This is a genomic window from Nocardia amamiensis (assembly GCF_015477605.1).
Taxonomy (GTDB): Bacteria; Actinomycetota; Actinomycetes; order Mycobacteriales; family Mycobacteriaceae; genus Nocardia; species Nocardia amamiensis_A.
In genome coordinates, this window is the sequence record NZ_JADLQX010000021.1 from 99,238 (window position 1) to 121,654 (window position 22,417).

Below are 22,417 nucleotides of genomic sequence, written 5' to 3' on the forward strand. Positions count from 1 at the left end.
CGGGGCCGTCAGGTAACGGGGGCCCCCGTACCCACTTCCGCGCGAGCGGCGGCGCGGCGGGCCTTGCCGACGGCGATATCGGCCAGCCTGGACAGCGATTCCTTGTTGCGCGGCACCAGAAGCAGTTCCTGGACCACGGTGGGTATCAGGGCGCCGAGTCCGTGTTTGGAGTGCTCGTACATGCGGACCTCGGTTTCGCCGGTCGGCGTCGCGACGAGTTCCAGCCGAATCCACGCCGAGCCGAGCGGACTGAGCTTGGCCTCCAATTCGAGCATGCGCGGTGGGGCCGCCGCGACCACCTCGGTGGTGTCGTCCACGGTGAGCGGCCACACGCCCGCGCTGTAGTGCAGCCGGGAGCCGACCGCGGGCCAGTCGTCGTCGACATCGCGAATGTGCGTCGCGCCGACCACCCAGGCCGAGAACAGCCACCCGTCGGCCAGGACGGTGAAGATCTCCTCTGGCGTCACCGGGACGGTGGTTTCCACGTGAACCATCAGCACAACGCTTTCTCGGGTTCGGGTCGGGTGGTCGCGCTGGTCGGGCCTCTATTTTGCCGAGTGCCCGGTAGCGCCGGAAGCAAACACCGGGACAAGTTGTGAACAGAACAAACGAATATCTTCCCAGCGACCACCGCCGTGTGATCGTCGGAAGATGGTTGAAGCGGCAACATCGCATGAATCAGCAGCCACACGGACTCTGTTCGGCCACCCGATCGGGCTGGCCAACCTGTTCGGCGTCGAGCTCTGGGAGCGTTTCTCGTTCTACGGGATGGTCACCATCCTGGGGTACTACCTGTACTACTCGGCCGCCGACGGCGGACTGGGACTGGCCAAGGACACCGCCGTCGGGATCGTCGGCGCGTACGGCGGCCTGGTCTATCTGTCCACCGTGCTCGGCGGGTGGATCGCCGACCGGCTGCTCGGCATGGAGCGCACGCTGTTCTACGGCGGCGTCGTGGTCATGGCCGGGCACATCGCGCTGGCCGTGCTGCCGGGACTGTCCGGCGTCGGGGTCGGCCTGATGCTGGTCGCGCTGGGCAGCGGTGGGCTGAAGGCCAACGCCTCCTCGCTGCTCGGCACCCTCTATCCGAAGGGTGACGCGCGCGCCGCGGGCGGCTTCACGCTGTTCTATCTGGGCATCAATCTCGGCGCGTTCAGCGGCCCCCTGCTCACCGGTCTGCTGCAAACCCACGCCGGCTTCCATTACGGCTTCGGTGCGGCGGCGATCGGCATGGCATTCGGACTCGCCCAGTACGTGGTGTTCCGCCGCAATCTCGGCACACACGGCCGCGAGGTGCCGAATCCGCTCGCGCGTACTGCCATCCGGCCGCTGGTCGCCGCGCTGGCCGGGGCCGTGCTGCTTGCTGTGGTGGTGTGGGTGACCGGTCTGATCACACTGGACAACCTGCCCGCGGTGACGACCGGCGTCATCGTCGTCGCGTCGGTCGCGTACTTCGCCGTGCTGCTCACCAGCGCGAAAGTCACCCCGTTCGAGCGCAGCCGGGTGCGCGCGTTCCTTCCGTTGTTCATCGCCAACGCCGTGTTCTTCTCGCTGTTCAAGCAGATCTTCACGGTGCTGGCGGTCTACTCCGACGAACGGATGAACTGGAGCATTTTCGGCTGGACCGCGCCGTCCAGCTGGATCGGCTCGGTTCAGCCGGTCTGGGTCATCCTGCTGTCGCCCGTGTTCGCGCTCCTGTGGACCCGGTTGGGCGAGCGCGCACCGAGCACGCCGCGGAAATTCGCGCTCGGCGTGATCGGCATGGGCGCGGCGTTCTGGTTGTTCGTGCCCATGTCCGGCACCACCGGACGCGCCGTGCCCGCGTTGCTCGTGCTGGCGATCATGGCCGTGTTCGCGATCTCCGAACTGCTGCTCTCACCGGTGGGACTTGCGGTCACCACCCAGCTGGCGCCGGAAGCTTTCCGGGCGCAGATGATGGCGCTGTATTTTTTCTCCATTGGTATCGGAACGTCGATGTCGGGTACGTTGGCTCGGTTCTATGACCCCGGCCACGAATTCGCCTACTTCGGTATCACCGGGACGGTCGTGGTGTGCGCGGGACTGATCGTCGCCGCTGTCGCACCGCGGATCAGCAAATTCATGGCGGGCGTGCATTGACGCGCCGCCGGGGTACAGAACAGATGCACATCAGCGCTGATGAAGGAGAACCAGTGACAAACCCCAGGCCACAAGCCGAGACGGGTGATGTCTCGTCTCGATGGGGCGGCATGTTCCGCACCAAGTCCATCGAGCAGTCGATCCGTGACACCGACGAGCCCGACTCGAAACTCCGCAAGGACCTCACCGCCTGGGACCTCACCATCTTCGGTGTGGCCGTGGTGGTCGGCGCGGGCATCTTCACCCTCACCGCCCGCACCGCGGGCAATGTCGCGGGTCCCTCCGTCTCGCTCGCCTTCGTCTTCGCCGCGATCGCGTGCGGGCTGACGGCGCTGTGCTACGCCGAATTCGCCTCGACCGTTCCCGTGGCGGGCAGCGCCTACACCTACTCCTACGCCACCTTCGGCGAGCTCGTCGCCTGGATCATCGGCTGGGACCTGATCCTGGAGTTCGCGCTCGCCGTCGCGGTGGTGGCGAAAGGGTGGTCGCAATACCTCGGCGAGGTACTCGGCACCACCTCGCCGATCGCGCACTTCGGCTCGGTGAGCTTCGACTGGGGCGCGGTGCTGCTGATCACGGTGCTCGGCGTGCTGCTGGCGACGGGCACTAAATTGTCCTCCCGGGTCTCGGCGCTGGCAGTGGCGATCAAGCTGGGCGTGATCGCGCTCGTGCTGGTCGTCGGCGTCACCTACTTCAAGTCCTCCAACCTCTCGCCGTACATCCCGCCGTCGCAGCCCGGCGAACGAGGCGAGGGGCTGCGGCAATCGCTGTTCTCCTATCTGACCGGGGCCGGGCACAGCAACTTCGGCTGGTACGGCCTGCTCGCGGCGGCCAGCCTGGTGTTCTTCGCGTTCATCGGCTTCGACGTGGTCGCCACGACGGCCGAAGAGACCAGGGATCCCCAGCGCGCGGTGCCGCGCGGCATTCTCGGGTCGCTGCTCATCGTCACCGTCCTGTACGTGGCGGTGGCGCTGGTGCTCACCGGCATGGTGTCCTACACCGAGCTGGCCGGTACCGACGCCACCTTGGCGACGGCCTTCGCGATCCATGGCGCGGACTGGGCGAAGAACATCATCTCGATCGGCGCGCTCGCCGGGCTCACCACGGTGGTCATGGTCATGTACCTGGGGCAGACCCGGGTGCTGTTCGCGATGGCGCGCGACGGCCTGGTGCCGCGCAAGCTCGCGCACACCGGCAAGCACGGCACGCCGGTCCGCGTCACCGTGCTCGTCGGTGTGGCGTGCGCGCTGCTGGCCGGATTCGTGGACTTCGGCACGCTGGAGGAGATGGTCAACATCGGGACGCTGTTCGCGTTCGTGCTGGTCTCGGTGGGCGTGCTCATCCTGCGCCGCACCCGCCCGGACCTGCCGCGCGGCTTCCGTGTTCCGCTCGTTCCGGTGATTCCCGTCCTCGCGGTGTTGTCCTGCCTGTGGCTGATGCTCAACCTGTCGGTGGAGACCTGGTTGCGGTTCGTGGTGTGGATGCTGATCGGCTTCGTCATCTACTTCACCTACTCCCGGCGTAACTCCCTGCTCGGGAAGACCCCCGTCACGTAGCACCGCGTTCGGCTTATCGGGTATCGGCGGATAGCCTGGCGCGGTGTCGCAGCGCGAGTTGGTTGTGCTCGGGACCGCTAGCCAGGTGCCGACGAAACAGCGAAACCACAACGGGTATCTCCTGCGGTGGGATGACGAGGCGGTTCTCTTCGACCCGGGCGAGGGAACACAGCGGCAGATGACGTATGCCGGTGTCTCGGTCACGGGGTTGACGCGGATCGCCATCACCCATTTCCACGGCGACCACAGTCTCGGGCTGGCCGGGGTGGTGCAGCGGATCAATCTCGACCGGGTGCCGCATCCGGTCGACGTGTTGTTTCCGGCGTCGGGGGCCGCGTACTACGACCGGCTGGTCAACGCGACGTCCTACTATCACCGCGCCGAGTTGCGGCCGCGCCCCATCGTCGGACCGGGCACCGTGGATCTGCCCGAGGCGCCGTTCACGGTGACCGCGGTCCGGCTCTCGCATCCGGTCGACACCTTCGGCTACCGGCTCAGCGAGCCGCCCGGTCGGCGCATTCTGCCCGACCGGCTGCACGCTCTCGGGCTGCGCGGCCCGGTCATCTCCGAACTCCAACGGAGCGGCAGCGTCGAGTTTGCCGGCCGGACAATCACTCTCGACGAGATCAGCGAACCGCGGCCCGGCCAGAGCTTCGCTTTCGTGATGGACACCCGGTTGTGCACCGGCGTCCAAGAACTCGCCGCAGACGTCGACATGCTCGTCATCGAGGCCACCTTCCTGGACGCTGACGAACACTTGGCCACCGAATACGGCCACCTGACCGCGGGCCAGGCCGCCCGAGCCGCGACCGACGCCGGTGTGCGCACTCTGGTGCTCACCCACTTCTCCCAGCGCTACCGCGATCTGGACGAGCACATGGCCGAGGCGGCGAAGTACTTCACCGGCGAAATCCACATCGCCACCGACCTCGACCGCATCCCGCTGCCGTCCCGTCGCTGACACGCCGAGGGGCGACACGCCGACGGCCGAAATTCTCCGCGCCAGTCCGGTCGCGGACGCTAACACCAGGCCGCCGCTGCCGATCTAGTTCTCTGGGACGCCTGCCACCCCCGGGCCGGAACACCGGCCACCACCCCCGGTCGCACCACCGCACCACCCACCGCCTGGCCACGGCAGACGCCCGCCACCCGGCGAATTGCCGGAATTCCGGTACAGCCGTACGACTCGGTACGCTGTCCCGGACGCCCCTATAGCCCAATTGGCAGAGGCAGCGGACTTAAAATCCGCCCAGTGTCGGTTCGAGTCCGACTGGGGGCACTACGGGATCTCCCGCGAGTGGCACACCACGGAGAGGTCTTCTCGCGTTTCGCCGCAGCCATGTGCCACTCGCGAGGTCTGACACCGCAACCTGACCGGCCGTGCCTCGTCGCCTTGTCGACGCGTATGTCCGGTGCTACTCGGGCAATCCGAGCCCTTCAGCGAGCATCGGCCAGGATCGATAGAACGCGTCCTGCCAATAGCCCCAGGAGTGGGTGCCGGCGGGCTGGAAATCGAATGTGGCGGGAATGTTGAGCTCGTTCAGCCGGGCCTGCAGATTCCGCGTGCACCAATTGGTGGCGGCTTCGATGACGCCGCCGATTACGAGCTGGTTGCCCAGGCCGTACGGAGTCTTGTTCAGGGTAAACCGACTGGTCATAGTGTCGTGCGGGCCAGGCAGGCCACTGCCGGTCGACATGAAGATCTTCGTGCCGCGCAGACCTTCCGCGTTCAGCACCGGATCGTTGGCCGCCCATGCGGGATCGTCGTCCTCGCCGTACATGTTCCGGACGTCCCCGCCGCCCCACGTTTCGACGACCAGCTTGACGAACTGCTTGCCGATCGGATCGGAGATCTGCGCGCAACCGCTGTAGCCTGCCGCGGTTGTGTAGAGTCCCGGCTTGGCTTCCGCCATCTGCAGGATGGCGGTGGCGGTCATCGAATTCGCCGAGATGGCATTGACGCCGTTCGTGCCGAGCGCCTTGTCGATCAACGGTGGCAGTTCCTCGGTGAAGAACGTGCGCCACTTGTTGTTGCCGAGTACCGGATCCGGCTGCTTCCAATCGGCGTAGTACGCAAAGGGACCACCGACGGGCATCACTATGTTCACATCTTTGGTGGCAAGGAAATCGCCCACGTTGGTATTGCCCCACCAGGTCGCCAGATCGACGCCGCCACCGGCACCGTTGACGAGGTAGAGCACCGGCCGGGGCCGCGAAGCGTCCTTGGGACGCTGCACCTTGACGGCGATGTTCGTCTCCATCGCCGCGGAGTAGACCTCCAGCGAGATGTTGCGGCCGTTGATCGATCCGGAGACGATCTTCGAGCCGTCGGCGGCAACCGGGGACGCCAGTAGCGCCTTGGCGGCGATGATGGGGTCGGTTTCTTCGGCGACCGCGTTGCCGCTACCCAATGCCGTGCTCAACACGGTCGCGACCACTCCCGCAAGCGCAAAAGTCTTAACGCGTCGAATCGACTTGCGTGTCAATTCCCGAACTCCTTCGTCACCCAGCTTGCCGTCGACACCTCGTCGCAGTGCATCGACGGAGCGCACGGAGACGTTACCGGACACCACGAGCGACGAACCCGGCATCCCCCTCGGATCGGGCCGTCCCACGGTCAGGCGAAATCCGCTGCTACGCAACGGAAACTACCCGCGACGGACACCTATTGATGCGTATGCCGGTGCAAGGTGCGTCGATTCCGGCGACCGATCGCTCGGCTCAGCGGGAAAGCCCGTGGGCTCGGGCGATTACCCGTTCCATCACCGTGCGGGGAAGCAGGCGGCGGATGGTGAACAGCACGGGGGCGTTGCTGCCTACGGCGTAGAGGGGGCGAGGGCGGTCGGCTTCGATTGCAGTGACGATGGTGGTGGCGACCTTCTCCGGCGTAATGCCTTTCGCTTGTTTCTCATCGAGTTTCGCCATGAACGTGGTGAAGTCGGCGGTGTGGGCGGATCCTTCGGTGAGATATTTCGTGCGACGCTCGCGCAGGCCGGTATCAATCTGGCCGGGCTCGACGGCAGTTATCCAGACGCCGAAGGGGGACTCTTCGAAGCGGGCGGCGACCGCGAAACCGCGCAGCGCCGCTTTGGTGGCGACGTAGGAGGAGCGGTAGGGCATCGGGAAGCTCGCGAGCATCGACCCGACCATCACCACGCGTCCGTACTTGCGCTCCCGCATGCCGGGCAGGAGTGCCTTGGTGAGAGCCACCGGACCGAGCACGTTCAGCTGGAACAGTCGCTCGACCGCGTCACCGGGCAGCTCGGCGAGTGGCCCGGCCTGGCTCTCGCCCGCGTTGTTGACCAGGACGTCGACTTGGCCGAGCCCGGCGGCGAACGTTGCGATCGATGCCTTGTCGGTCAGGTCCAGCGCCCGGTACTCGACGCCCGCCAGCACGGCGTCCGCACCGATGGTGTCGGGATTGCGGCTCGTTCCGATCACGTGATAGCCCCGCCCGGCGAGCGCGGCGGCGGTAGCCTTTCCGATTCCGGATGAAGCACCGGTAACCACGGCGACACGGGACATGAGGGCAGCTCCTTTCGACACCAACGGGCTGACGATATCGTCAACTTCCTATCTGCGCTATAGCTGCGGGGGCGGTGTGCGGAAAAGGGCAGTACGCAAACTGCCGGAAGGGCACCGTATTCGCGCGATTCACGAGCGTGATCTGTTGTGCCGTTACACCGCTCGATGCTATGGAATCGCCGGTAACCTGGCGACCATGATTACGCTCAAGAAAGAGGACGGCGCCGCGGATCTGGCGGGTATCACCAAGCTGAGTGTGGGGGTGAGCTGGGATCCGTCGGGCGGCACCAGCGGCGGGGCGCTCGGCTGGGCGCGTCGCAAGCGCGGGGTGGATCTGGACCTGATCGCGATTCTCATGCAGGGCAGCGAGCCCGTGCGTTTCGCCGGCCTGGACTCGCTCGACCCGTTGGGCAACGGCTCGGTGGTGCACACCGGCGACGAGCAGACCGGTGCCGCTTCCGGTGACGACGAGACGGTGCACGTCACGTTCGCGGACGTGCCCGGCGCGATCGACGCGATCATCTTCGTCGCCGCGGCCTTCAAGAAGGGCAGTTCGTTCGAGAAGGCGAACAACATCTCGTTCAAGGTCTACGACTCGACCGGCGGCAGCAGCCAGCAGGTTGCCGACATCTGGCCGTCGCTGCTCGGCAACGACAACGCCAACGCGGTGGCCAGGGCGTTCCGTTCCGGTGATGTGTGGCAGCTGGAAGTGCTGAACCGCAAGGGCAAGATCAAGCAGGGCGACAAGCAAGCGCTGCTGCGCTTCGCCATGCAGTAGCACCACCGGAGCGCGTGGGAAACACGAGTACAACACGGGGTGGCGGATTGGCGATGCGGTATTGAATTCTCCATGGCGCGTTCAGGGGACAGAACGTCCGGTTCGGGCAGCGCCTTGTCCCCTGCCCGTCCCTGCTTCAGGGGCCTCTGAGCTGGGCGGAAGCGAACCGGCGTGCACGTGAGATATGCACCGGCGCAGTGCAAATCATTCACTGGCGGGAAGTCCGGACGGATGTCGGCGCCGCACGGATGCGGCTACGGTTGGCCGGCGCGGTGCAGCCCGAGACGCCACCGCGCTAGCGCCGGGACGCCGAGGAGATTGTGGTGGTAATCGATACCGTCCGTGAGGAACAGGCGATCCGTCAGATGACGGAGCGGCTGGTCGAAAACTACACCGAGACATACTCCGCGGAGCATATCGAGAGCACCATCGGTGCGGCGAGACGCAAGTTCGAAGGTCGGCCGGTGCGGCAGTTCATCCCGATCCTGGTCGAGCGGCTGGTGCGACGGGAGTTGGAGAAGACCGCCGAGGCGGAAGCCGCGGCCGTGGCGGTGGACAAAGCGGATCCGACCGAGCCGACGACGTTCACATTGCCGGATCTCCGGCAATTGTGGTCGGCCAACAAGCGTTTCGCGCCCCTGGCCATCGCGGCGGCAGTCGTCGTGCTCGTGCTGGCGGTTGTCTTCGCTGTGCGCCAGCCGGCCTCGCCGCCGCCCGCCGCCGCACCTGCCCCGGCTGCCGCGCCCACCGTGGTACGCGGCGTCGTCGGTTCGGAGAAGATGGCGTTCTTCCAGGACCCGAAGGTGATCGACGCGCTGGCGCGCAACGGCATCCGCGTCGAGGTGGAACCGGCCGGATCGCGGCAGATCGCCACGTCCATCGACCTCGCGAAATACGATTTCGCGTTCCCGTCCAGCGAACAGGCCGCGGAGCGAATTCAGCGGCAGCGCAACGTGACCGCCAAGTACACGCCGTTCTCCGCCCCGATGGCGATCGCGACCTTCAAGCCGATCGCGGATCTGCTGGCCGGGGCGGGTGTGGTGCGGCAGGGTCCGGTGTCGACCCTCGACCTGCGCCGCTACCTCGATCTGACCCGCAACGGCACGCGCTGGGACGAGCTGCCCGGCAACACCGCCTACCCGGTGCGCAAGAACATCCTGATCTCGACCACCGACCCGCGCAGCTCGAACTCCGCCGCGATGTACGTGGCCGCGGCGAGCTATGTCGCCAACGGCAACGCGATCGTGCAGGGCCAGGCCGCCGAGCAGGCCGTCCTGCCCGCGCTGGCACGGCTTTTCGTCGGCCAGGGCTACACCGAGAACACCACCGAGGGACCGTTCAACAACTACCTCGCTACCGGCATGGGCCCCACACCGATGGTCTGGATCTACGAGTCGCAGTTCGTCGAGGCCACCGTGCGCGGACAGGTCAAACCTGACATGACGCTGCTGTATCCGTCCCCGACGGTGCTGTCCAGGCACACGCTGGTGCCGTTCGGGGAAACCGGTGACCGGCTGGGACGCCTGTTGTCCAGCGATCCAGAACTACAGCGCTTGGCCGCCGAGCACGGCTTCCGCGCCAACGACGCCGCCCAGTTCGCGAAGGTCGCCGCCGAACGCAACATTCCGGTGGCCGCGGACCTGATCGACGTGGTCGCCACACCGACCTACGACACCCTAGAGCACCTGCTCGACGGAGTCACCAAGTCCTACAACTGAGTTCCACGCCCGCGTTTCGGCGCGGACGAGCCGGGCATCCTCGTGCCAGGTATCGGATCGACAGTAGGCACGAGGAAGCAGCAATGACAGCGGAAGACGAGCCGTGGGAAATCCCTCCGCTCGATGACGCTCCGGACATCGCACGCGACCCTGCACCGCAACCTGGGGCGGCGTTGGCCGACACCAGGAATTGGCCGGGATACGGGCTGTTGCTGGTCGCGGCGTTGGCCGCGACCGGCGCCGCACTGCTCGCCGGGTGGGGTCTGCACAGCGTCGCGATCGCGGCAGCGATCATCGCCGCTTTCTTCCTGGTGAGCGGGGTGCTCCTGGTTGTGCTCGAACGACTGCGCGGACGCGAACGGGATCGGCGGACTGTAGTACGCCCGGGAAGCCGATGACCTGACCCGTCTACCGGGTGCCATGGCCCCTGGAATGCGGTCAGCGCCGTGTTCTTGGTGGCGTTGAACCGGTCGATCGTGGCGTTCAGTGTGTCGGTGTCCGCGCGACGCGAATGATCGGTCCCAACTTTCCCCTCGGCACGCCCGGCCGGGACGGAAGCAACAGTGCCGGACAGCCCGACGGTACTTGCCGCGCACGAGCGTCGCGCGGCCGCGCCGATATCGATGGTCAACCGATATCGGCGCGGCGCGCTGGTTCAGCTCTGGCCGAGCATGGTGCGCATCTGGTCGATCTCCGCCTGCTGGGCCGTGATGATCGCGCGGGCGAGCGCTTGCGCGTCCGGGTTCGTGCCGTCGGCGAGTTCGGTCTCGGCCATGGCGATGGCGCCCGTGTGGTGCTCGATCATCATGGTCAGCCACTGGCGGTCGAAATCCGGGCCGGACGCCGCTCGCAATGCCGCCATCTGTTCGGCGGACATCATGCCGGGCATCGGCATACCGGTCATGGGCATGCCGGGCATGCCGGACATGGGCGTGCTCGGCATGCCGTGTCCCTGATGCCCCTCACCCATGCTCGGGGCGGGTTGGCCGAAGCTCTGCAGCAGAGTGGTGATCTGCTGCATCTCCGGCGCCTGTGCCTGCTCGATCGATGCGGCCAGCGCGCGCACTTGCTGATTCTCGGTGTGACCGGGCACCAACTCGGCCATTTCCACGGCCTGCGCGTGATGCGGGTACATCATTCGGAGAAACGTCACGTCGGCGTCGTTGTGCTCGGCGCGCGCCGGTGCGGTCGCTGTCGCGCTCGTCGAGGTGCCTTGCTCGGTGGTGTGCCCGGTATCGGCGTCGCCGCATCCGGCGAGGCTCAGCACGGCGACCGCGGCGAGGGCGATGGTGATGCGGGGTCGGATGGTGAACATGAATGTGCTCCTTGCGAAATGGGAAGTCTGATGGCGAGTGGACAACGCCGCGACCGTGGTTCGGACACACGGACGCGACGGACCTGTCAGATCCGCAGGATCGCCAGTTCAGCCAAGGTGAGCACGGTCCACGGCGGCGGCCGTTCCCGCCGCGGACGCCAATGCCGAGGCCGCGCCACACCGCCGCCGGGGCGATCGGCCGCCATTCGGTAGAGCAGCACCAAAGCGACCAGCGCCGTGAGAACGACGAGGACGAACACGCAGCGGTGCATCCCGCTGTGCGCGCGGTCGCAACCATCCCCGGCACAATCCGGGCCGGGCATTCCGGCCGCCGCGAAGGTCGCCGTGGCCGCCCGCACGATAGGAGTCCACGGGTCAGAGCCTTCGGCGGCCACGATGGTTCGTCCGAAACCGCCGGCAACGGTCGTGACAACACCGGTTCCGCCGGATCGGAAGAATCCACCTTCACCCGGTTGTTCGGCGCGGTCCGTTCGGTGCTGGTCGTGGCCGAGCGCAGTGCCGTCGTGGCTCGGTTGTGCCCAGACGAGTTCGGCGGGATTCCGCTCGACGACCGGCTCCGTTCGACCGTGCAATCCAGCATCGTCCGAGCTGGGCAGGGTGGCGGTGTCCAGACGTGTTCGGTGTCGATCACGCCGTGACTCGGGGTGACCCAAGTGTGCCGACGAGACTTGTCGTGGCTCGTCGGAGTTCCGTCGTGGTCGGATAGGGCGCGGGCGGTATCCGGCGTGGCGGTGACGGCGGGACCGAAGCTCGCGATCGTTGCCTGTGCGGCCGCATCAGGACCGGACGTGGGGCTGACGAAGTCGGGGTGCGCCGCGTTCGTGTGGTGCACCCCGGCGGCGTGGCCGGCGACCGCGAAGACTGCCGAATGCATGGCGACGATCCCGGCGAGCAAAGCCAGCACACCGAGCAGCCGGGCGAACCCGGCGGCGCGGAGGATGCGGCATTGGACCACGAGTGCCCAGTCTAGCGGTCGCGGGCCGGTTGGCCTGCATATACCCCTTGGGTGTACCCGTATGGGTCTACGGGCTGGCGATGTCCACGACCAGCCGGGTCGGGTTGGACAGCATCGTGACGGTGAAGGGGGGCCGGTCGGCCTGCACGCCGATGAACGACTGGGTGGCGCCTTCGAACACCGTCGTCCGATACACACCCGCGACACCGGGCACCGCCGGGTCGACGGCGGGGTCAGGGCCCGAGTACGGCGTAACCCCGCTGTCGAAGGGGTAGGCCGAGCCCAGGATGCGCACCTCGAGAATCGACCGGCCCGCCACGTCGACGCGATTGCCGCTGCCGTCCTGCACGGCGCGGTCGGTGTAGCGGACCAGCCAGCCGGGCGTGCCGGCCCCGCCGAGGTCGTAGACCACGCGGTCGAAGCCGGGTTGGCGGCCGAGGCGGATATCGGTGACCGTCAGCGCCGCGTCAGCGGAAGCGGTGCCCTGCTTGGGTGAGGCGTCTTGCGGCACGGCGGGCGCAGGCCCGGCCTGCGTACGGGTCGCGGCCGGCGTGCCGGTGATCGATGAGGCGGCCGGTAGCTGCGGGGCCGACTCGCTATTGCCGCAGCCCGAGAGCAATACTGTCGCGATCGCGACCGTCAGCACCATCCAGTTGCGCATGAGGCCGATGCTACTCAGCGGAACGCATCGGATGGCGTAATCGGGGTTGGTTGCGGAGGATTCGCCGCCCAGCGGATGTGAAAGGAACGTATCCACGCGTGCGTGTCGGCGCCCGGCAGGTTTGAGTCAACCACGACTCGGCGGTGACGAACTCTACGTCGGTCAGCCGTTGTGGCGGGTCGTCGCGCGGACGGCTCCGGTCTGTAGAGCCCAATCGACTTATCCGCCAACGCATGCCTTCGCTTTCGTCGCCGCGTCGTACCCATCGGCATGATGCCACCTCGCAGCCACCGATCCGCAAGCCGGACCCGGGCCCCGACCGCGCCGTCGATGTTTCACAACGCGCCGCAGCGAAATATACTTCGAAGCGTGACACCGGCTTTCGTGCCAGCCCGGAGAGTCACACGAGACGAAGGGAGGCGTCCTCGTGGTCGCCTACTACGACGCGTTCATCAGCTACTCTCGATTCGACAACAAGAACAGCCGGATAAGCCAACTGGTCGATGATCTTCGAGCGGCGTTCGAGGAAACCACCGGCCGGTCGCTTCGAGTATTCTTCGACAAGGCGGCCATCGATGTGGCGGACATGTGGGAGAAAAAGCTCCTTGACGCGTTGGAGAACAGTCGACTGCTGATAGCGATGGTCTCCCCGTCCTTTTTGGACTCCCCGTGGTGCCTACGGGAACTACATGAATTCCTCCAATTCGAGCGTAGCTCGCACGGTTTCGACCCGACGCAAGTGGATTCGGGCCTCGTGATACCCGTGAAGTACGTCGAATGGGAGGAGAGCGGTGTGGTCGAGGACGAACCGCCCGACAAGGTCACTTTGTTGATGCGGCAGTGGGCCGATTTCGACGGGCTCGAACCGGGAAGTGCTTCCTATCTGGCGGCCGTGCAGGCACTGGTGGCGCGCCTGACCAAGCTTCTGGGTCCGTCCATCGGCGAGAATACGCTGACACGGATACCGGTCTGCGAGGCCCTCGACATCGCGGAGGTGACGTATGGGGAAGGGGGCCACATCGAATCCGTCCCCGTAAATCGACTCACACATGTGGATCTCTACAGCACGCTCGAAAAGGAATTCGTCGCCTTTGACGGCACATTTCAGTACCTACCCCGTCGGCTCATCGACAACGGCGTGGTGAAGTTCTCTCAGTTCACGAAAGTCCCACGAAACATCGTGGTACGCGGCGCGCGCACGCAACGCGGATCCGTCATCGCGATCTACGTCTGCGTCGGAATCCACTACTTCCAGAATTTCGACAGCAGCCGGACATCCGACACCTACGAAGTGGAGTGCACGATAGGCCGGGGCGGCATCGCGGACTTCGTGGACACCGCAGGCAGATTTCAAAACTGGAATCCGCTCATATACGGCGATGGGCTCGGCACGGTCTGCGGAGTAGTCGTGGTCGAGTTGGACGGTCGGGCCCCGGTCCGACGCTCACGACACGCCCTCCTGATCCGGTCCGGTATCAGATACCCAGAAGACGTCTGGATTTCGACGCACACACGCGCGCCGATCACATCGCACACCGGAGACCTCTCCGCCGCCCGCTTCATTTTCCAATCACGGCAACCGAATGGTCAGAGCTGCGACGTCTTCGCGGCGGACTTCAGCGGCGGCGGAATGGTAAATCTGACCTGGAAGAACATGGACGCGTACGACGGCTTCTTCGATGACTCGGGCACGGAGGTCGCGCGCTGGATCGATCCGGAGACGGTGCAGTACTGCTCGATGAGCGACGGGCGGAGAGTAATCCGGCAAGTACGCGACCGGCGATGAGCCGACAGGGTAGTCCAACTCCACGCGATGGCAGCGAAAGAGCCAGTGGCACATCCTTCCGATCGGAACTTCTCCGCCCTTCGCACTCCGAGCACCCAACCGATACAACGGGAGAGCTCCTGGGGAAAGCTGAACGGTAGATTATCGCAGCGGATTCCGGGTATTCGAAGACCCATAGCCCACCGACCGACAACGTCCTGGCGGGCGAGTGTCGCAAAGGTCGTAAGGAGGGCGGATGACTGGACCCGAAATTGTTCGAGTCGATTCCCGGACAGTGTTGGGCGCGCAGCTCGAGCATGCGGGCATCGACCTGAATCGTCCCGTACTCGTGGTCGTCGGGGGCGCGGCAGGCATGGATTCCGAGGTCGCGCGCGCGTTGACCGGCCTCTGCTCGAATCTGCTGGTGCCGATGCTGGACCGGCTGGGCACCGCGGTCGTCGACGGCGGCACCGACGTTGGGGTGATGCAACTCATGGGTCAGGCCAGAGCCTCTGCGCGAGCCTCCTTCCCGCTGATCGGAGTCGCCGCGGACCGCACCGTGACCCTTCCCGGACAGCGACGCGGATCGCCCGGTTCGGCTCCCGCCGAACCCCGGCACAGTCATCTGGTGATCGTCCCCGGCGGCACCTGGGGGGACGAATCCTCCTGGCTGGCGGCTACGGCCACCGTGATCGCGGGCGATCGCCCGTCCGCGACACTGTTGATAAACGGCGGCACCATCGCATATACCGACGTCCTTTACAGTCTGGAAGCCGGCCGCCCAACCGTGGTTTTGGCAGGCTCCGGCCGAGCCGCCGATGACATCGCCCGAGCCCGCACCGAACCGAGCACCGGCACGCCAGCCGCAGCAATCGCCGAATCGCCGCTGACGCAGGTGATTTCCCTGAGTGAGCCAGCTCTCGTACTGGCCTCGATCACAGGCATACTCACCGCCTGAAAAGCATACGCACACCGGTCAACCCGGAGCTTTCGCGATCCGCAGACCGGATCAGACCAGGTTCAGCACCTTGGCCGACAGCCATACCGCGTGTTCCCGACTTATTGCCTCCTCGACATCGGCCACCGCTCGTGGCCATTCCTCCTCCGAAACATCGGTGAGCTTGTCGGATTGCAATGCCAATTCGTTGGCGGCCGTCGAGTAAGCGGAGTTCAGCCTCGAGTACTGGCGCAGTCCCATCCATGCCGTGCCTGCCGCGATACACGCCGCAATGACACCGGACCAGTCGATATCCCACACTCCGAACGCGCGTAACCCAGCGGCGACCAATCCGGTCACCTCCGCGAGAACGAGTGCCGCCTGCCAGCGCGATACCGTGGTCCTGGCCTGTTCCGCCTTGCGGGCATACCACTGTCGTTGATCCTCGGCGCGATTTTCGATGTAGGCCGATCGGCGATCCGGAAATGGCGCGCGGCGCAGCGCGTTCATGGCAGGCGTGATCACCGCGTCACCCGTACCGACCGGTATCCGGTTACCGAACTCGGCGGCCAGGACAGCGAGACGGTTGCGCATCGTGGTGCGGGCTTCGGCGTGCGCGATCGCAATATGAAAGGGCTCGCCTCCAACCGCGTATCGCCAGGCCAACGCCTTGGCGGACTCGGCGAGCGCCCTACCCGCATACCAATCATTCTCCGGCCGGGCGCTGCTCAGCACAATCTCCGCCGACAATGCCGCAGCGAAGCCCAGCAACCCCACCGCCGCCCACACGTCGATGGTTCCGGCCTTCCACGTGAGCGCACCACCGAGTGCCCCCAGTACCGAGCCCCCGAGACGAAGCCGATTCAGTCGCAATGTCAATCGCTGGCCACGCAGCGACGAAATGTCCGCACCGCGGCAGAACGCTGGCAGATCCAGGTCCGACAACCCAGTCATTCGTCTCCGTCGAAGAGGGCACGCAACCATGCGGCGAACATGAAAAGCTATCTACCGCAGGATATTACAGGACAGTTCGAGCGGATCGCGGGTTTCCGGGAGCCGAAAAGGACGGCAGCGCAGACGCCGGACCAGCCACCATCTCCCGAGCCGTTTCGTTGCGATTCGACACACCGGAAACGCTGCGCGACACGCCCCGCGCTGACCCGACACGCCGTAACCTCCGAACCAGATCGTGACCAGGCGACCGCGCCTGGTCACGATCTACGGATGGGGGTACCAGCACCGTCGCGAGGCATCCATCCCACTGGATTCTTGTAATCATGTATCCTGTCAGCATTATTCGAGACGCCATAGATGATGGCATAATTTCCGGGGATGGAGTCTGCGTCCAAACATTTTTGAACGAGCTGGACACAGTCGGCATGGCTCAACCAGACGTGTCGCTCCGAGTTCGATCCGTCCGGTACCTCATTCCCACTGTTGACACCACCGAACCGTAAGCAGACAACCTCCAGGTCTTTGCTGTCTGCGTAGTATCTTCCAAGTGCTTCCATAAAGCACTTGCCGGCTCCGTATGGGCTGTCCGGCACCGGCAAGGCATAGGGATCGAGGAGACCATCAATTGCTCGATCCGTGAATTTATCAGCATGAACCGAGCTTGCCATGATTACGCGTCGAACGCCGGCCTCAACAGCTGCGCGATAGACATTGACAACCTGTAGCGCATTGTCCGGATGGTGGAAATCGGCGCGATAGTTATCACTCTGCGTATCCCATGCCAGATGGATAACCGCATCATGTCCAGCGAAGCTCGTTACCAGCCGATCATACTGCCGGACGTCATCGGCTGGGAGGTCGAATGGAGTCTTATCCCAAGTCAGCCCACTGATGAGCACACGACCAATAATGCCACTACTGCCGGTGATGAGGGCCCTCATTCGTTCGGACTGTAGCACATCCAATTAAACCATCTGGAATAGTTTGCTTTCCTTGATGAGCGCCGAGGCCGACACGCTGTGCGGGGCGAGCTACGGCGAACGCTCTGACGAACGGGTAAACAGCCGCGCACCACACCCACAGCACTCACCGCCTGACCGAAACGAAGAGGCTTGGCGAGCAGCGGCTCTCCGCTGGCGCCGAATCCTTGTGCGGCAGTGGATCACTCCACCAGCTCGCGTCAGCGCGAAAGGCGGGACGGTCGATTGGACGGGGTGGGCGCGACCATGCGGCAACGATCTAGCACACTTGAGGCGTGGGACAAGTCGAGGACGTACTGAGCCGATTGCGGCGGTATCCGGACGTGGAGGCACTGAACCTCTATGCCGTGGATGCCGCCGATCGGCTGATCCTCGACGCCGCCGCGGACGCCTTGGCGACTGTCGATAGCGGGAAGGTAGCCGTTATCGGCGACAGTTACGGCGCGCTGACTCTCGGCGCCATCGCCGGGCACGATCTGCGTGACGTCCGGGTGCACCAGGATCTGCTCACCGGCGAACTGGCGCTGGCCAACAACGCCCGCGCGCTCGGTCTGTCGGATCGCTACACCGCGCACCCGCTCGGCGCCGGATTGCTGAGTGATGCCCGAGTGGTGCTGCTGCGCCTGCCCCGAGTGCTGGCCGGGCTGGCCGAAATAGCCGATGCCATCGCCCGTTACGCCGACCGGGACGTCGAGGTGTTCGCGGGCGGCCGGGACAAGTATCTGACCAAGTCGATGAACGACGTGCTGGCCCAGTCGTTCTGCGAAGTGCGGGCCAGCCGCGGCAGGCAGAAGTCGCGCACCCTCCTGGTCGCCGGGGCGAAGCCGGTGGGCGACCCGCCCTTCCCGGTACGCGAACGGCTGGACGAATTGGGGCTCGAGGTGATCGCGCACGGCGCCGCTTTCTCCGGCGCCCGCCTCGACATCGGAACCAGGTTCCTGCTCGAGCATTTGAAATTGATGAAGCCGGACGCCCGCGACGCGATCGACCTCGGCTGCGGCACCGGCATCTTGGCCGTCGCGCTGGCCACCGCGCGGCCGGGCATCACGGTGGTCGCTACCGATCAATCGGCCGCCGCTGTCGCCTCGGCGCGAGCCACCGCCGAGGTGAACGGCGTCGCCGATCGCGTGTGCGTCGCGCGCGACGACGCGATGTCCTCGGCCGCGGACAACAGCGCCGATCTGGTGCTGTGCAATCCGCCGTTCCACGTCGGCGCGGCCGTGCACACCGGATCGGCGATCAAGATGTTCGCCGAGACCGGACGGGTGCTGCGCCCTGGCGGCGAGCTGTGGACCGTGTACAACTCGCACCTCAACTATCGGGCCGTGGTCGAACGCATGGTAGGCCGCACCGAGGTGGTGGGGCGCAACCGGAAATTCACGGTGACTCGGTCCGTGCGTGGTCTGCGCGACCCAAGGCAGCGGTAGAGTCCGAATTGTCTGGCTCGGTGAGCTCCCCCCGGGAACTCGCGGCCGATCGCAAACGTTGGACAAGGCAGTTGGATATCGAGGCATCCACCTCGATGAACAGCGGCAACGACTCCAGAAAGGGAAGCCGTGCGTACCACGAGCAATCCGGTTTTCAGGAACCTGCCCAGGCAGGAGGGCGGTGGATACGCGAACTTCGGTTCCGGTGTGACCACCGCGGGACAGGTCGGCAACCAGTACGGCCATTACCCACAGCCGTACCCGCCGCAGGCCCCGCCCACCACCAGGGCGATGACGATCGACGACGTGGTGACCAAGACGGGCATCACCCTCGCGGTGCTGGCACTGTCCGCGATTCTCTCCTACGGCCTCACCAACGCGAACACGTCGCTCGCGCCGCTGTTCGTGATCGTCGGCGGCCTGGTCGGCTTGGTGCTGGTGCTGATCGCGACGTTCGCGAACAAGATGGACAACCCGGTACTCGTGCTGTCCTACGCGGTCGCCGAGGGTCTTTTCCTCGGTGCGCTGTCTTTCATGTTCACCAATATCGAGTTCGGCGGGGTCGGCGGTAGCGCGCTGATCGGTCAGGCGGTGCTCGGCACGTTCGGTGTCTTCGCGGGCATGCTCGTGGTCTACAAGACCGGCGCCATCCGGGTGACCCCGCGGTTCACCAGGATCATCGTCGGCGCCATGATCGGCATCCTGGTGCTCATGCTGGGCAACCTGATCGCCGGCTTCTTCATCTCCGGCGGCCTGGGTCTGCGCGACGGCGGCCCGCTGGCGATCGTCTTCAGCCTGGTGGTCATCGCCATCGCCGCGTTCAGCTTCCTGCTCGACTTCGACGCCGCCGATCAGCTGATCCGCGCGCAGGCGCCGGAGCGGGCGGCCTGGGGCGTGGCACTCGGCCTCACCGTCACCCTGGTCTGGCTCTACGTCGAGATCCTGCGACTGCTGAGTTACTTCCAGAACGACTAGCCGCACAGCGAAGGGCGGTCGCCGGATCATCCGGCGACCGCCCTTTTCGTGTCTCAGCTCAGGCGTTCGATGACCATCGCCATGCCCTGGCCGCCGCCGACGCACATGGTCTCCAGACCGAACTGCTTGTCGTAGGTCTGCAGGTTGTTCAGCAGCGTGGTGGTGATCCGCGCGCCGGTCATGCCGAACGGGTGGCCGAGCGCGATCGCGCCGCCGGAGACGTTCAGCTTGTCCTCGTCGATCTTCAGCTCCCGGGCCGAGCCGAGCACCTGCACCGCGAACGCCTCGTTGATCTCGACCAGGTCGATGTCATCGATGGTCTTGCCCGCCAGCGCCAGCGCGCGCTTGCACGCCTCGATCGGGCCGAGGCCCATGATCTCCGGCGACAGACCGGACACGCCCGTCGACACGATGCGCGCCAGCGGGGTCAGCCCGAGCTCCTTGGCCTTGGTGTCGCTCATGATGACCAGCGCCGCCGCGCCGTCGTTCAACGGGCAGCAGTTGCCCGCGGTGACGGTGCCGTCCGGACGGAACACCGGCTTCAGCCCGGCGACCGCCTCGTAGGTGACGCCGGCGCGCGGGCCGTCGTCCTTGCTGACCACCGTGCCGTCCGGCAGCGTCACGGGGGTGATCTCGCGCTCGAAGAAACCGTTCTCGAGCGCCTCTTCGGCCCGGTTCTGCGAGCGCACACCCCAGCGGTCCTGCTCCTCGCGGGTGATGCCGGTGAACGAGGCGACGTTCTCGGCGGTCTGGCCCATCGCGATGTAGGCGTCGGGGAGCAGGCCGTCCTCACGCGGGTCGTGCCAGATGCCCGCGCCGCCCTCGGCGGTCTTGGCGGTGCGCTCCTGTGCCTCGGTGAACAGGGGGTTCTGGGTGTTCGGCCAGCTGTCGGCGGAACCGTTCACGTAGCGGGAGACGGTCTCCACGCCCGCGGAGATGAACACGTCGCCCTCGCCCGCCTTGATCGCGTGGAACGCCATCCGGGTGGACTGCAGTGACGACGCGCAGTAGCGGTGCACCGTGGTGCCGGGCACGAAGTCGTAGCCGAGCTGCACGGCGACGATGCGGGCGATGTTGAAGCCCTGCTCACCTCCGGGCGAACCGCACCCGAGGATCAGGTCGTCGATCTGGGCCGGGTCCAGGGCAGGCACCTTGTCGAGCGCTGCCCGCACAATCTGCGTGGTCAGATCGTCGGGCCGCAGGTCGACCAGCGAACCCTTGCGGGCCCGGCCGATCGGGGAGCGTGCGGTCGAAACGATGACGGCCTCAGGCATGAGGACTCCTTTGTCGGACGGTTGTGGCGAACCCCTTTTTGTACTTACTCGCGGGTTCGTACCGAATTTACGTCCCGTCGCGGAGAACGGGAAGCGTGTGTCCCGTCCAGTGCGTCGAGCAGCACCGGAAGCAGTTGCGCGGCGGCGAGTTCGTATCCCGCGGCCGACGGGTGGAATCCGTCGGCGGAGAACAGGAGTTCCGGTGCGGCGCGGAACTCCGGGGCGAGCAGATACCCCATCCGCACCGGATGCCCGCCCGCTACGGTCGTCGCCACGTGCTGCGCTCTGGCCAAGCGGACGCTCCAGTTGTGCACCACGGTCCGCAGCGGTTGCGGGATGGCGGTCACCGTGCCCAGGTTCGGGCAGGTGCCGACCACCACCACCGCGTCGGCGCGGCGCAGCCGGGCAACGGCCGCGGCGAGCCTGCGCGCGGAGGCGCGGATCGAGTGCTTCTTCGTGACGTCGTTGGCGCCGATGAGGATGACCGCGGCGTCCGGCGGCGGACCCGCGACGAACATCGCGTCCACCTGGCCGGACAGTCCCTTGGAAGTGGCGCCGGAGATCGCCTTGGTACTCAGCCGGATCCGCTGGCCGGTCGCGTCGGCGAGACCGCGGGCCAGCCGTACGCCCGGCACCTCCTCGGCCACCAGGCAGCCGACGCCCGCCGCGGTGGAGTCGCCGAAGACCATCAGGTGCAGGTCGGCGTGTTTGCCGTTACGCCACGGCTCGGGCTCCGCGCAGCCCGCGGTGTAGATGCCGTCGGCCTCCGGCGGTTTCGAGGTGTCCCGGCCGATCACCCCGCGCGCGGCGCCCGCTTGCGCCATGAGCAGGCGATAGGTCGCCCACCACGCGGTGCCCGCGCCCGAACCGGCAAGCACGGCCGCGGCACCGGTCATCGTCGCCATCCGCCAGCGGAATCGAGGTGCGCTCACATCAGGAATTTTACGAAATCACGCCGATCCGGTAGCTCAGCCCGGCACCACGAACGAGCCGCGCGCGGGGACGCCCGCCGCATCGGTGGAGATGGTGACCTCGACCAAGCCCGGCCCGGTGTCCTGGAACAGCGCGTACTGGATGCTGCCGTAGATACCGGTGACCACCGTGTTGTCGTAGCTGCCGGTCGCGCCCGTGGTGACGTTGCGCCAGGCGACGGTCGTGCGCACCTCGCACAGTGGCGCGAACGGATGGCGGCCGGGCCCGATGCCCGACACGGGCAGCGCGCGGACGTTGAGAACGGCGCGGCCCGGCCATTCGGGACTGGTGTCGGCCCAGGTGCGGATGGTGGTCCAGCACAGGCCACCATGCGCCAGCGTGGGCACGTCGGGGAATTCCACGGTCGCGGCGTTCGCGTGCGCGCCGGATCCGATCACTAGAGCCATCGCCGATCCGGCCAGAATCGCTGCGGCACGGGCGATGTTCGGCTGCCTCATGGCAGCGATCCTAAAGGCGCGAGGGCAG

At 66.2% G+C, this 22,417-nt stretch carries 21 protein-coding genes and 1 tRNA gene; 11 read left to right on the top strand and 11 right to left on the bottom strand.

Going from position 1 to position 22,417, the window contains the following annotated elements; all coding sequences use genetic code 11:
• Positions 1 to 8: 8 nt before the first annotated feature.
• On the bottom strand, positions 9 to 494 hold the full coding sequence (locus tag IU459_RS25520; protein ID WP_195132099.1) for an SRPBCC family protein: 486 nt from the start codon (positions 492 to 494) through the stop codon (positions 9 to 11).
• A 157-nt stretch (positions 495 to 651) separates the two neighbouring features.
• Here IU459_RS25520 and IU459_RS25525 point away from each other — a divergent pair, with 157 nt between their 5' ends.
• From IU459_RS25525 to IU459_RS25540, 4 genes are all read left to right on the top strand, one after another.
• Complete coding sequence (locus IU459_RS25525; protein ID WP_195132100.1) at positions 652 to 2,118, top strand: peptide MFS transporter; 1,467 nt, start codon at positions 652 to 654, stop codon at positions 2,116 to 2,118.
• A 110-nt stretch (positions 2,119 to 2,228) separates the two neighbouring features.
• Positions 2,229 to 3,674, top strand: coding sequence for an amino acid permease (locus tag IU459_RS25530; RefSeq protein WP_228838509.1), 1,446 nt, complete (start codon positions 2,229 to 2,231; stop codon positions 3,672 to 3,674).
• Between the two features lie 43 nt (positions 3,675 to 3,717).
• Positions 3,718 to 4,635 carry a ribonuclease Z gene (locus tag IU459_RS25535; RefSeq protein WP_195132102.1) on the top strand — a complete coding sequence of 306 codons (918 nt, stop codon included), beginning with the start codon at positions 3,718 to 3,720 and terminating at the stop codon, positions 4,633 to 4,635.
• Between the two features lie 244 nt (positions 4,636 to 4,879).
• Positions 4,880 to 4,953: transfer RNA gene (locus IU459_RS25540), tRNA-Leu, on the top strand.
• A gap of 136 nt (positions 4,954 to 5,089) precedes the next feature.
• Here the strand turns inward: IU459_RS25540 and IU459_RS25545 are convergent.
• The gene (locus IU459_RS25545) at positions 5,090 to 6,112 is read right to left on the bottom strand and encodes an alpha/beta hydrolase (RefSeq protein WP_324199019.1); all 1,023 of its coding nucleotides are present in this window, start codon (positions 6,110 to 6,112) and stop codon (positions 5,090 to 5,092) included.
• Between the two features lie 283 nt (positions 6,113 to 6,395).
• Positions 6,396 to 7,199 (bottom strand): SDR family oxidoreductase, encoded by an 804-nt coding sequence (locus IU459_RS25550; protein ID WP_195132104.1) that lies wholly within the window; start codon positions 7,197 to 7,199, stop codon positions 6,396 to 6,398.
• A 196-nt stretch (positions 7,200 to 7,395) separates the two neighbouring features.
• Here IU459_RS25550 and IU459_RS25555 point away from each other — a divergent pair, with 196 nt between their 5' ends.
• The 3 genes from IU459_RS25555 (at position 7,396) to IU459_RS25565 (ending at position 10,093) form a co-directional block, all read left to right on the top strand.
• Entirely contained in the window at positions 7,396 to 7,977 is a 582-nt protein-coding gene (locus tag IU459_RS25555) for a TerD family protein (RefSeq protein WP_195132105.1), read from the top strand.
• 323 nt (positions 7,978 to 8,300) lie between these two features.
• Positions 8,301 to 9,695 carry a three-helix bundle dimerization domain-containing protein gene (locus IU459_RS25560; protein WP_324199020.1) on the top strand — a complete coding sequence of 465 codons (1,395 nt, stop codon included), beginning with the start codon at positions 8,301 to 8,303 and terminating at the stop codon, positions 9,693 to 9,695.
• An 83-nt stretch (positions 9,696 to 9,778) separates the two neighbouring features.
• Entirely contained in the window at positions 9,779 to 10,093 is a 315-nt protein-coding gene (locus IU459_RS25565; RefSeq protein WP_195132107.1) for a hypothetical protein, read from the top strand.
• 257 nt (positions 10,094 to 10,350) lie between these two features.
• Here IU459_RS25565 and IU459_RS25570 read toward each other — a convergent pair whose 3' ends face one another.
• The 3 genes from IU459_RS25570 to IU459_RS25580 all read right to left on the bottom strand — a co-directional run bounded on the left by IU459_RS25570 (position 10,351) and on the right by IU459_RS25580 (position 12,647).
• Positions 10,351 to 11,010 (bottom strand): DUF305 domain-containing protein, encoded by a 660-nt coding sequence (locus tag IU459_RS25570; RefSeq protein ID WP_195132108.1) that lies wholly within the window; start codon positions 11,008 to 11,010, stop codon positions 10,351 to 10,353.
• An 86-nt stretch (positions 11,011 to 11,096) separates the two neighbouring features.
• Positions 11,097 to 11,603, bottom strand: a complete 507-nt coding sequence (locus tag IU459_RS25575) for a hypothetical protein (RefSeq protein ID WP_195132109.1) — start codon at positions 11,601 to 11,603, stop codon at positions 11,097 to 11,099.
• A 450-nt stretch (positions 11,604 to 12,053) separates the two neighbouring features.
• Entirely contained in the window at positions 12,054 to 12,647 is a 594-nt protein-coding gene (locus IU459_RS25580) for an AMIN-like domain-containing (lipo)protein (RefSeq protein WP_195132110.1), read from the bottom strand.
• Between the two features lie 427 nt (positions 12,648 to 13,074).
• On the opposite strand from IU459_RS25580, the gene IU459_RS25585 reads away from it, so the two are divergent.
• Both IU459_RS25585 and IU459_RS25590 read left to right on the top strand, forming a co-directional pair.
• The gene (locus IU459_RS25585; RefSeq protein WP_195132111.1) at positions 13,075 to 14,433 is read left to right on the top strand and encodes a toll/interleukin-1 receptor domain-containing protein; all 1,359 of its coding nucleotides are present in this window, start codon (positions 13,075 to 13,077) and stop codon (positions 14,431 to 14,433) included.
• A gap of 235 nt (positions 14,434 to 14,668) precedes the next feature.
• A complete protein-coding gene (locus IU459_RS25590; RefSeq protein WP_195132112.1) occupies positions 14,669 to 15,370 on the top strand; it encodes a hypothetical protein in 702 nt (233 codons plus the stop codon).
• Positions 15,371 to 15,421: 51 nt separating this feature from the next.
• Here IU459_RS25590 and IU459_RS25595 read toward each other — a convergent pair whose 3' ends face one another.
• Positions 15,422 to 16,303, bottom strand: coding sequence for a DUF4231 domain-containing protein (locus IU459_RS25595; RefSeq protein ID WP_195132113.1), 882 nt, complete (start codon positions 16,301 to 16,303; stop codon positions 15,422 to 15,424).
• 257 nt (positions 16,304 to 16,560) lie between these two features.
• Positions 16,561 to 17,244, bottom strand: coding sequence for an NAD-dependent epimerase/dehydratase family protein (locus IU459_RS25600; RefSeq protein WP_195132114.1), 684 nt, complete (start codon positions 17,242 to 17,244; stop codon positions 16,561 to 16,563).
• A 314-nt stretch (positions 17,245 to 17,558) separates the two neighbouring features.
• Here IU459_RS25600 and IU459_RS25605 point away from each other — a divergent pair, with 314 nt between their 5' ends.
• Both IU459_RS25605 and IU459_RS25610 read left to right on the top strand, forming a co-directional pair.
• Positions 17,559 to 18,710: a class I SAM-dependent methyltransferase gene (locus IU459_RS25605; protein WP_195132115.1), complete on the top strand. Its 1,152-nt coding sequence runs from the start codon at positions 17,559 to 17,561 to the stop codon at positions 18,708 to 18,710.
• Between the two features lie 129 nt (positions 18,711 to 18,839).
• A complete protein-coding gene (locus IU459_RS25610) occupies positions 18,840 to 19,685 on the top strand; it encodes a Bax inhibitor-1/YccA family protein (protein ID WP_195132116.1) in 846 nt (281 codons plus the stop codon).
• A 53-nt stretch (positions 19,686 to 19,738) separates the two neighbouring features.
• Here IU459_RS25610 and IU459_RS25615 read toward each other — a convergent pair whose 3' ends face one another.
• The 3 genes from IU459_RS25615 to IU459_RS25625 form a co-directional block, all read right to left on the bottom strand.
• On the bottom strand, positions 19,739 to 20,959 hold the full coding sequence (locus IU459_RS25615) for an acetyl-CoA C-acetyltransferase (protein WP_195132117.1): 1,221 nt from the start codon (positions 20,957 to 20,959) through the stop codon (positions 19,739 to 19,741).
• 44 nt (positions 20,960 to 21,003) lie between these two features.
• Positions 21,004 to 21,855 (bottom strand): SGNH/GDSL hydrolase family protein, encoded by an 852-nt coding sequence (locus IU459_RS25620; RefSeq protein WP_195132149.1) that lies wholly within the window; start codon positions 21,853 to 21,855, stop codon positions 21,004 to 21,006.
• Between the two features lie 72 nt (positions 21,856 to 21,927).
• On the bottom strand, positions 21,928 to 22,389 hold the full coding sequence (locus IU459_RS25625) for a hypothetical protein (RefSeq protein WP_195132118.1): 462 nt from the start codon (positions 22,387 to 22,389) through the stop codon (positions 21,928 to 21,930).
• Positions 22,390 to 22,417: the final 28 nt, after the last annotated feature.

What these genes read in the sequence shown, in the direction of transcription:
- IU459_RS25570 (WP_195132108.1), bottom strand. Translation starts at nt 11,010, where the DNA reads ATGTTCACCATCCGACCCCGCATCACCATCGCCCTCGCCGCGGTCGCC.
- IU459_RS25580 (WP_195132110.1), bottom strand. Translation starts at nt 12,647, where the DNA reads ATGCGCAACTGGATGGTGCTGACGGTCGCGATCGCGACAGTATTGCTC.
- IU459_RS25595 (WP_195132113.1), bottom strand. Translation starts at nt 16,303, where the DNA reads ATGACTGGGTTGTCGGACCTGGATCTGCCAGCGTTCTGCCGCGGTGCG.
- IU459_RS25600 (WP_195132114.1), bottom strand. Translation starts at nt 17,244, where the DNA reads ATGAGGGCCCTCATCACCGGCAGTAGTGGCATTATTGGTCGTGTGCTC.
- IU459_RS25565 (WP_195132107.1), top strand. Translation starts at nt 9,779, where the DNA reads ATGACAGCGGAAGACGAGCCGTGGGAAATCCCTCCGCTCGATGACGCT.
- IU459_RS25525 (WP_195132100.1), top strand. Translation starts at nt 652, where the DNA reads ATGGTTGAAGCGGCAACATCGCATGAATCAGCAGCCACACGGACTCTG.
- IU459_RS25555 (WP_195132105.1), top strand. Translation starts at nt 7,396, where the DNA reads ATGATTACGCTCAAGAAAGAGGACGGCGCCGCGGATCTGGCGGGTATC.
- IU459_RS25625 (WP_195132118.1), bottom strand. Translation starts at nt 22,389, where the DNA reads ATGAGGCAGCCGAACATCGCCCGTGCCGCAGCGATTCTGGCCGGATCG.
- IU459_RS25615 (WP_195132117.1), bottom strand. Translation starts at nt 20,959, where the DNA reads ATGCCTGAGGCCGTCATCGTTTCGACCGCACGCTCCCCGATCGGCCGG.
- IU459_RS25620 (WP_195132149.1), bottom strand. Translation starts at nt 21,855, where the DNA reads ATGACCGGTGCCGCGGCCGTGCTTGCCGGTTCGGGCGCGGGCACCGCG.
- IU459_RS25530 (WP_228838509.1), top strand. Translation starts at nt 2,229, where the DNA reads ATGTTCCGCACCAAGTCCATCGAGCAGTCGATCCGTGACACCGACGAG.
- IU459_RS25520 (WP_195132099.1), bottom strand. Translation starts at nt 494, where the DNA reads ATGGTTCACGTGGAAACCACCGTCCCGGTGACGCCAGAGGAGATCTTC.
- IU459_RS25590 (WP_195132112.1), top strand. Translation starts at nt 14,669, where the DNA reads ATGACTGGACCCGAAATTGTTCGAGTCGATTCCCGGACAGTGTTGGGC.
- IU459_RS25550 (WP_195132104.1), bottom strand. Translation starts at nt 7,199, where the DNA reads ATGTCCCGTGTCGCCGTGGTTACCGGTGCTTCATCCGGAATCGGAAAG.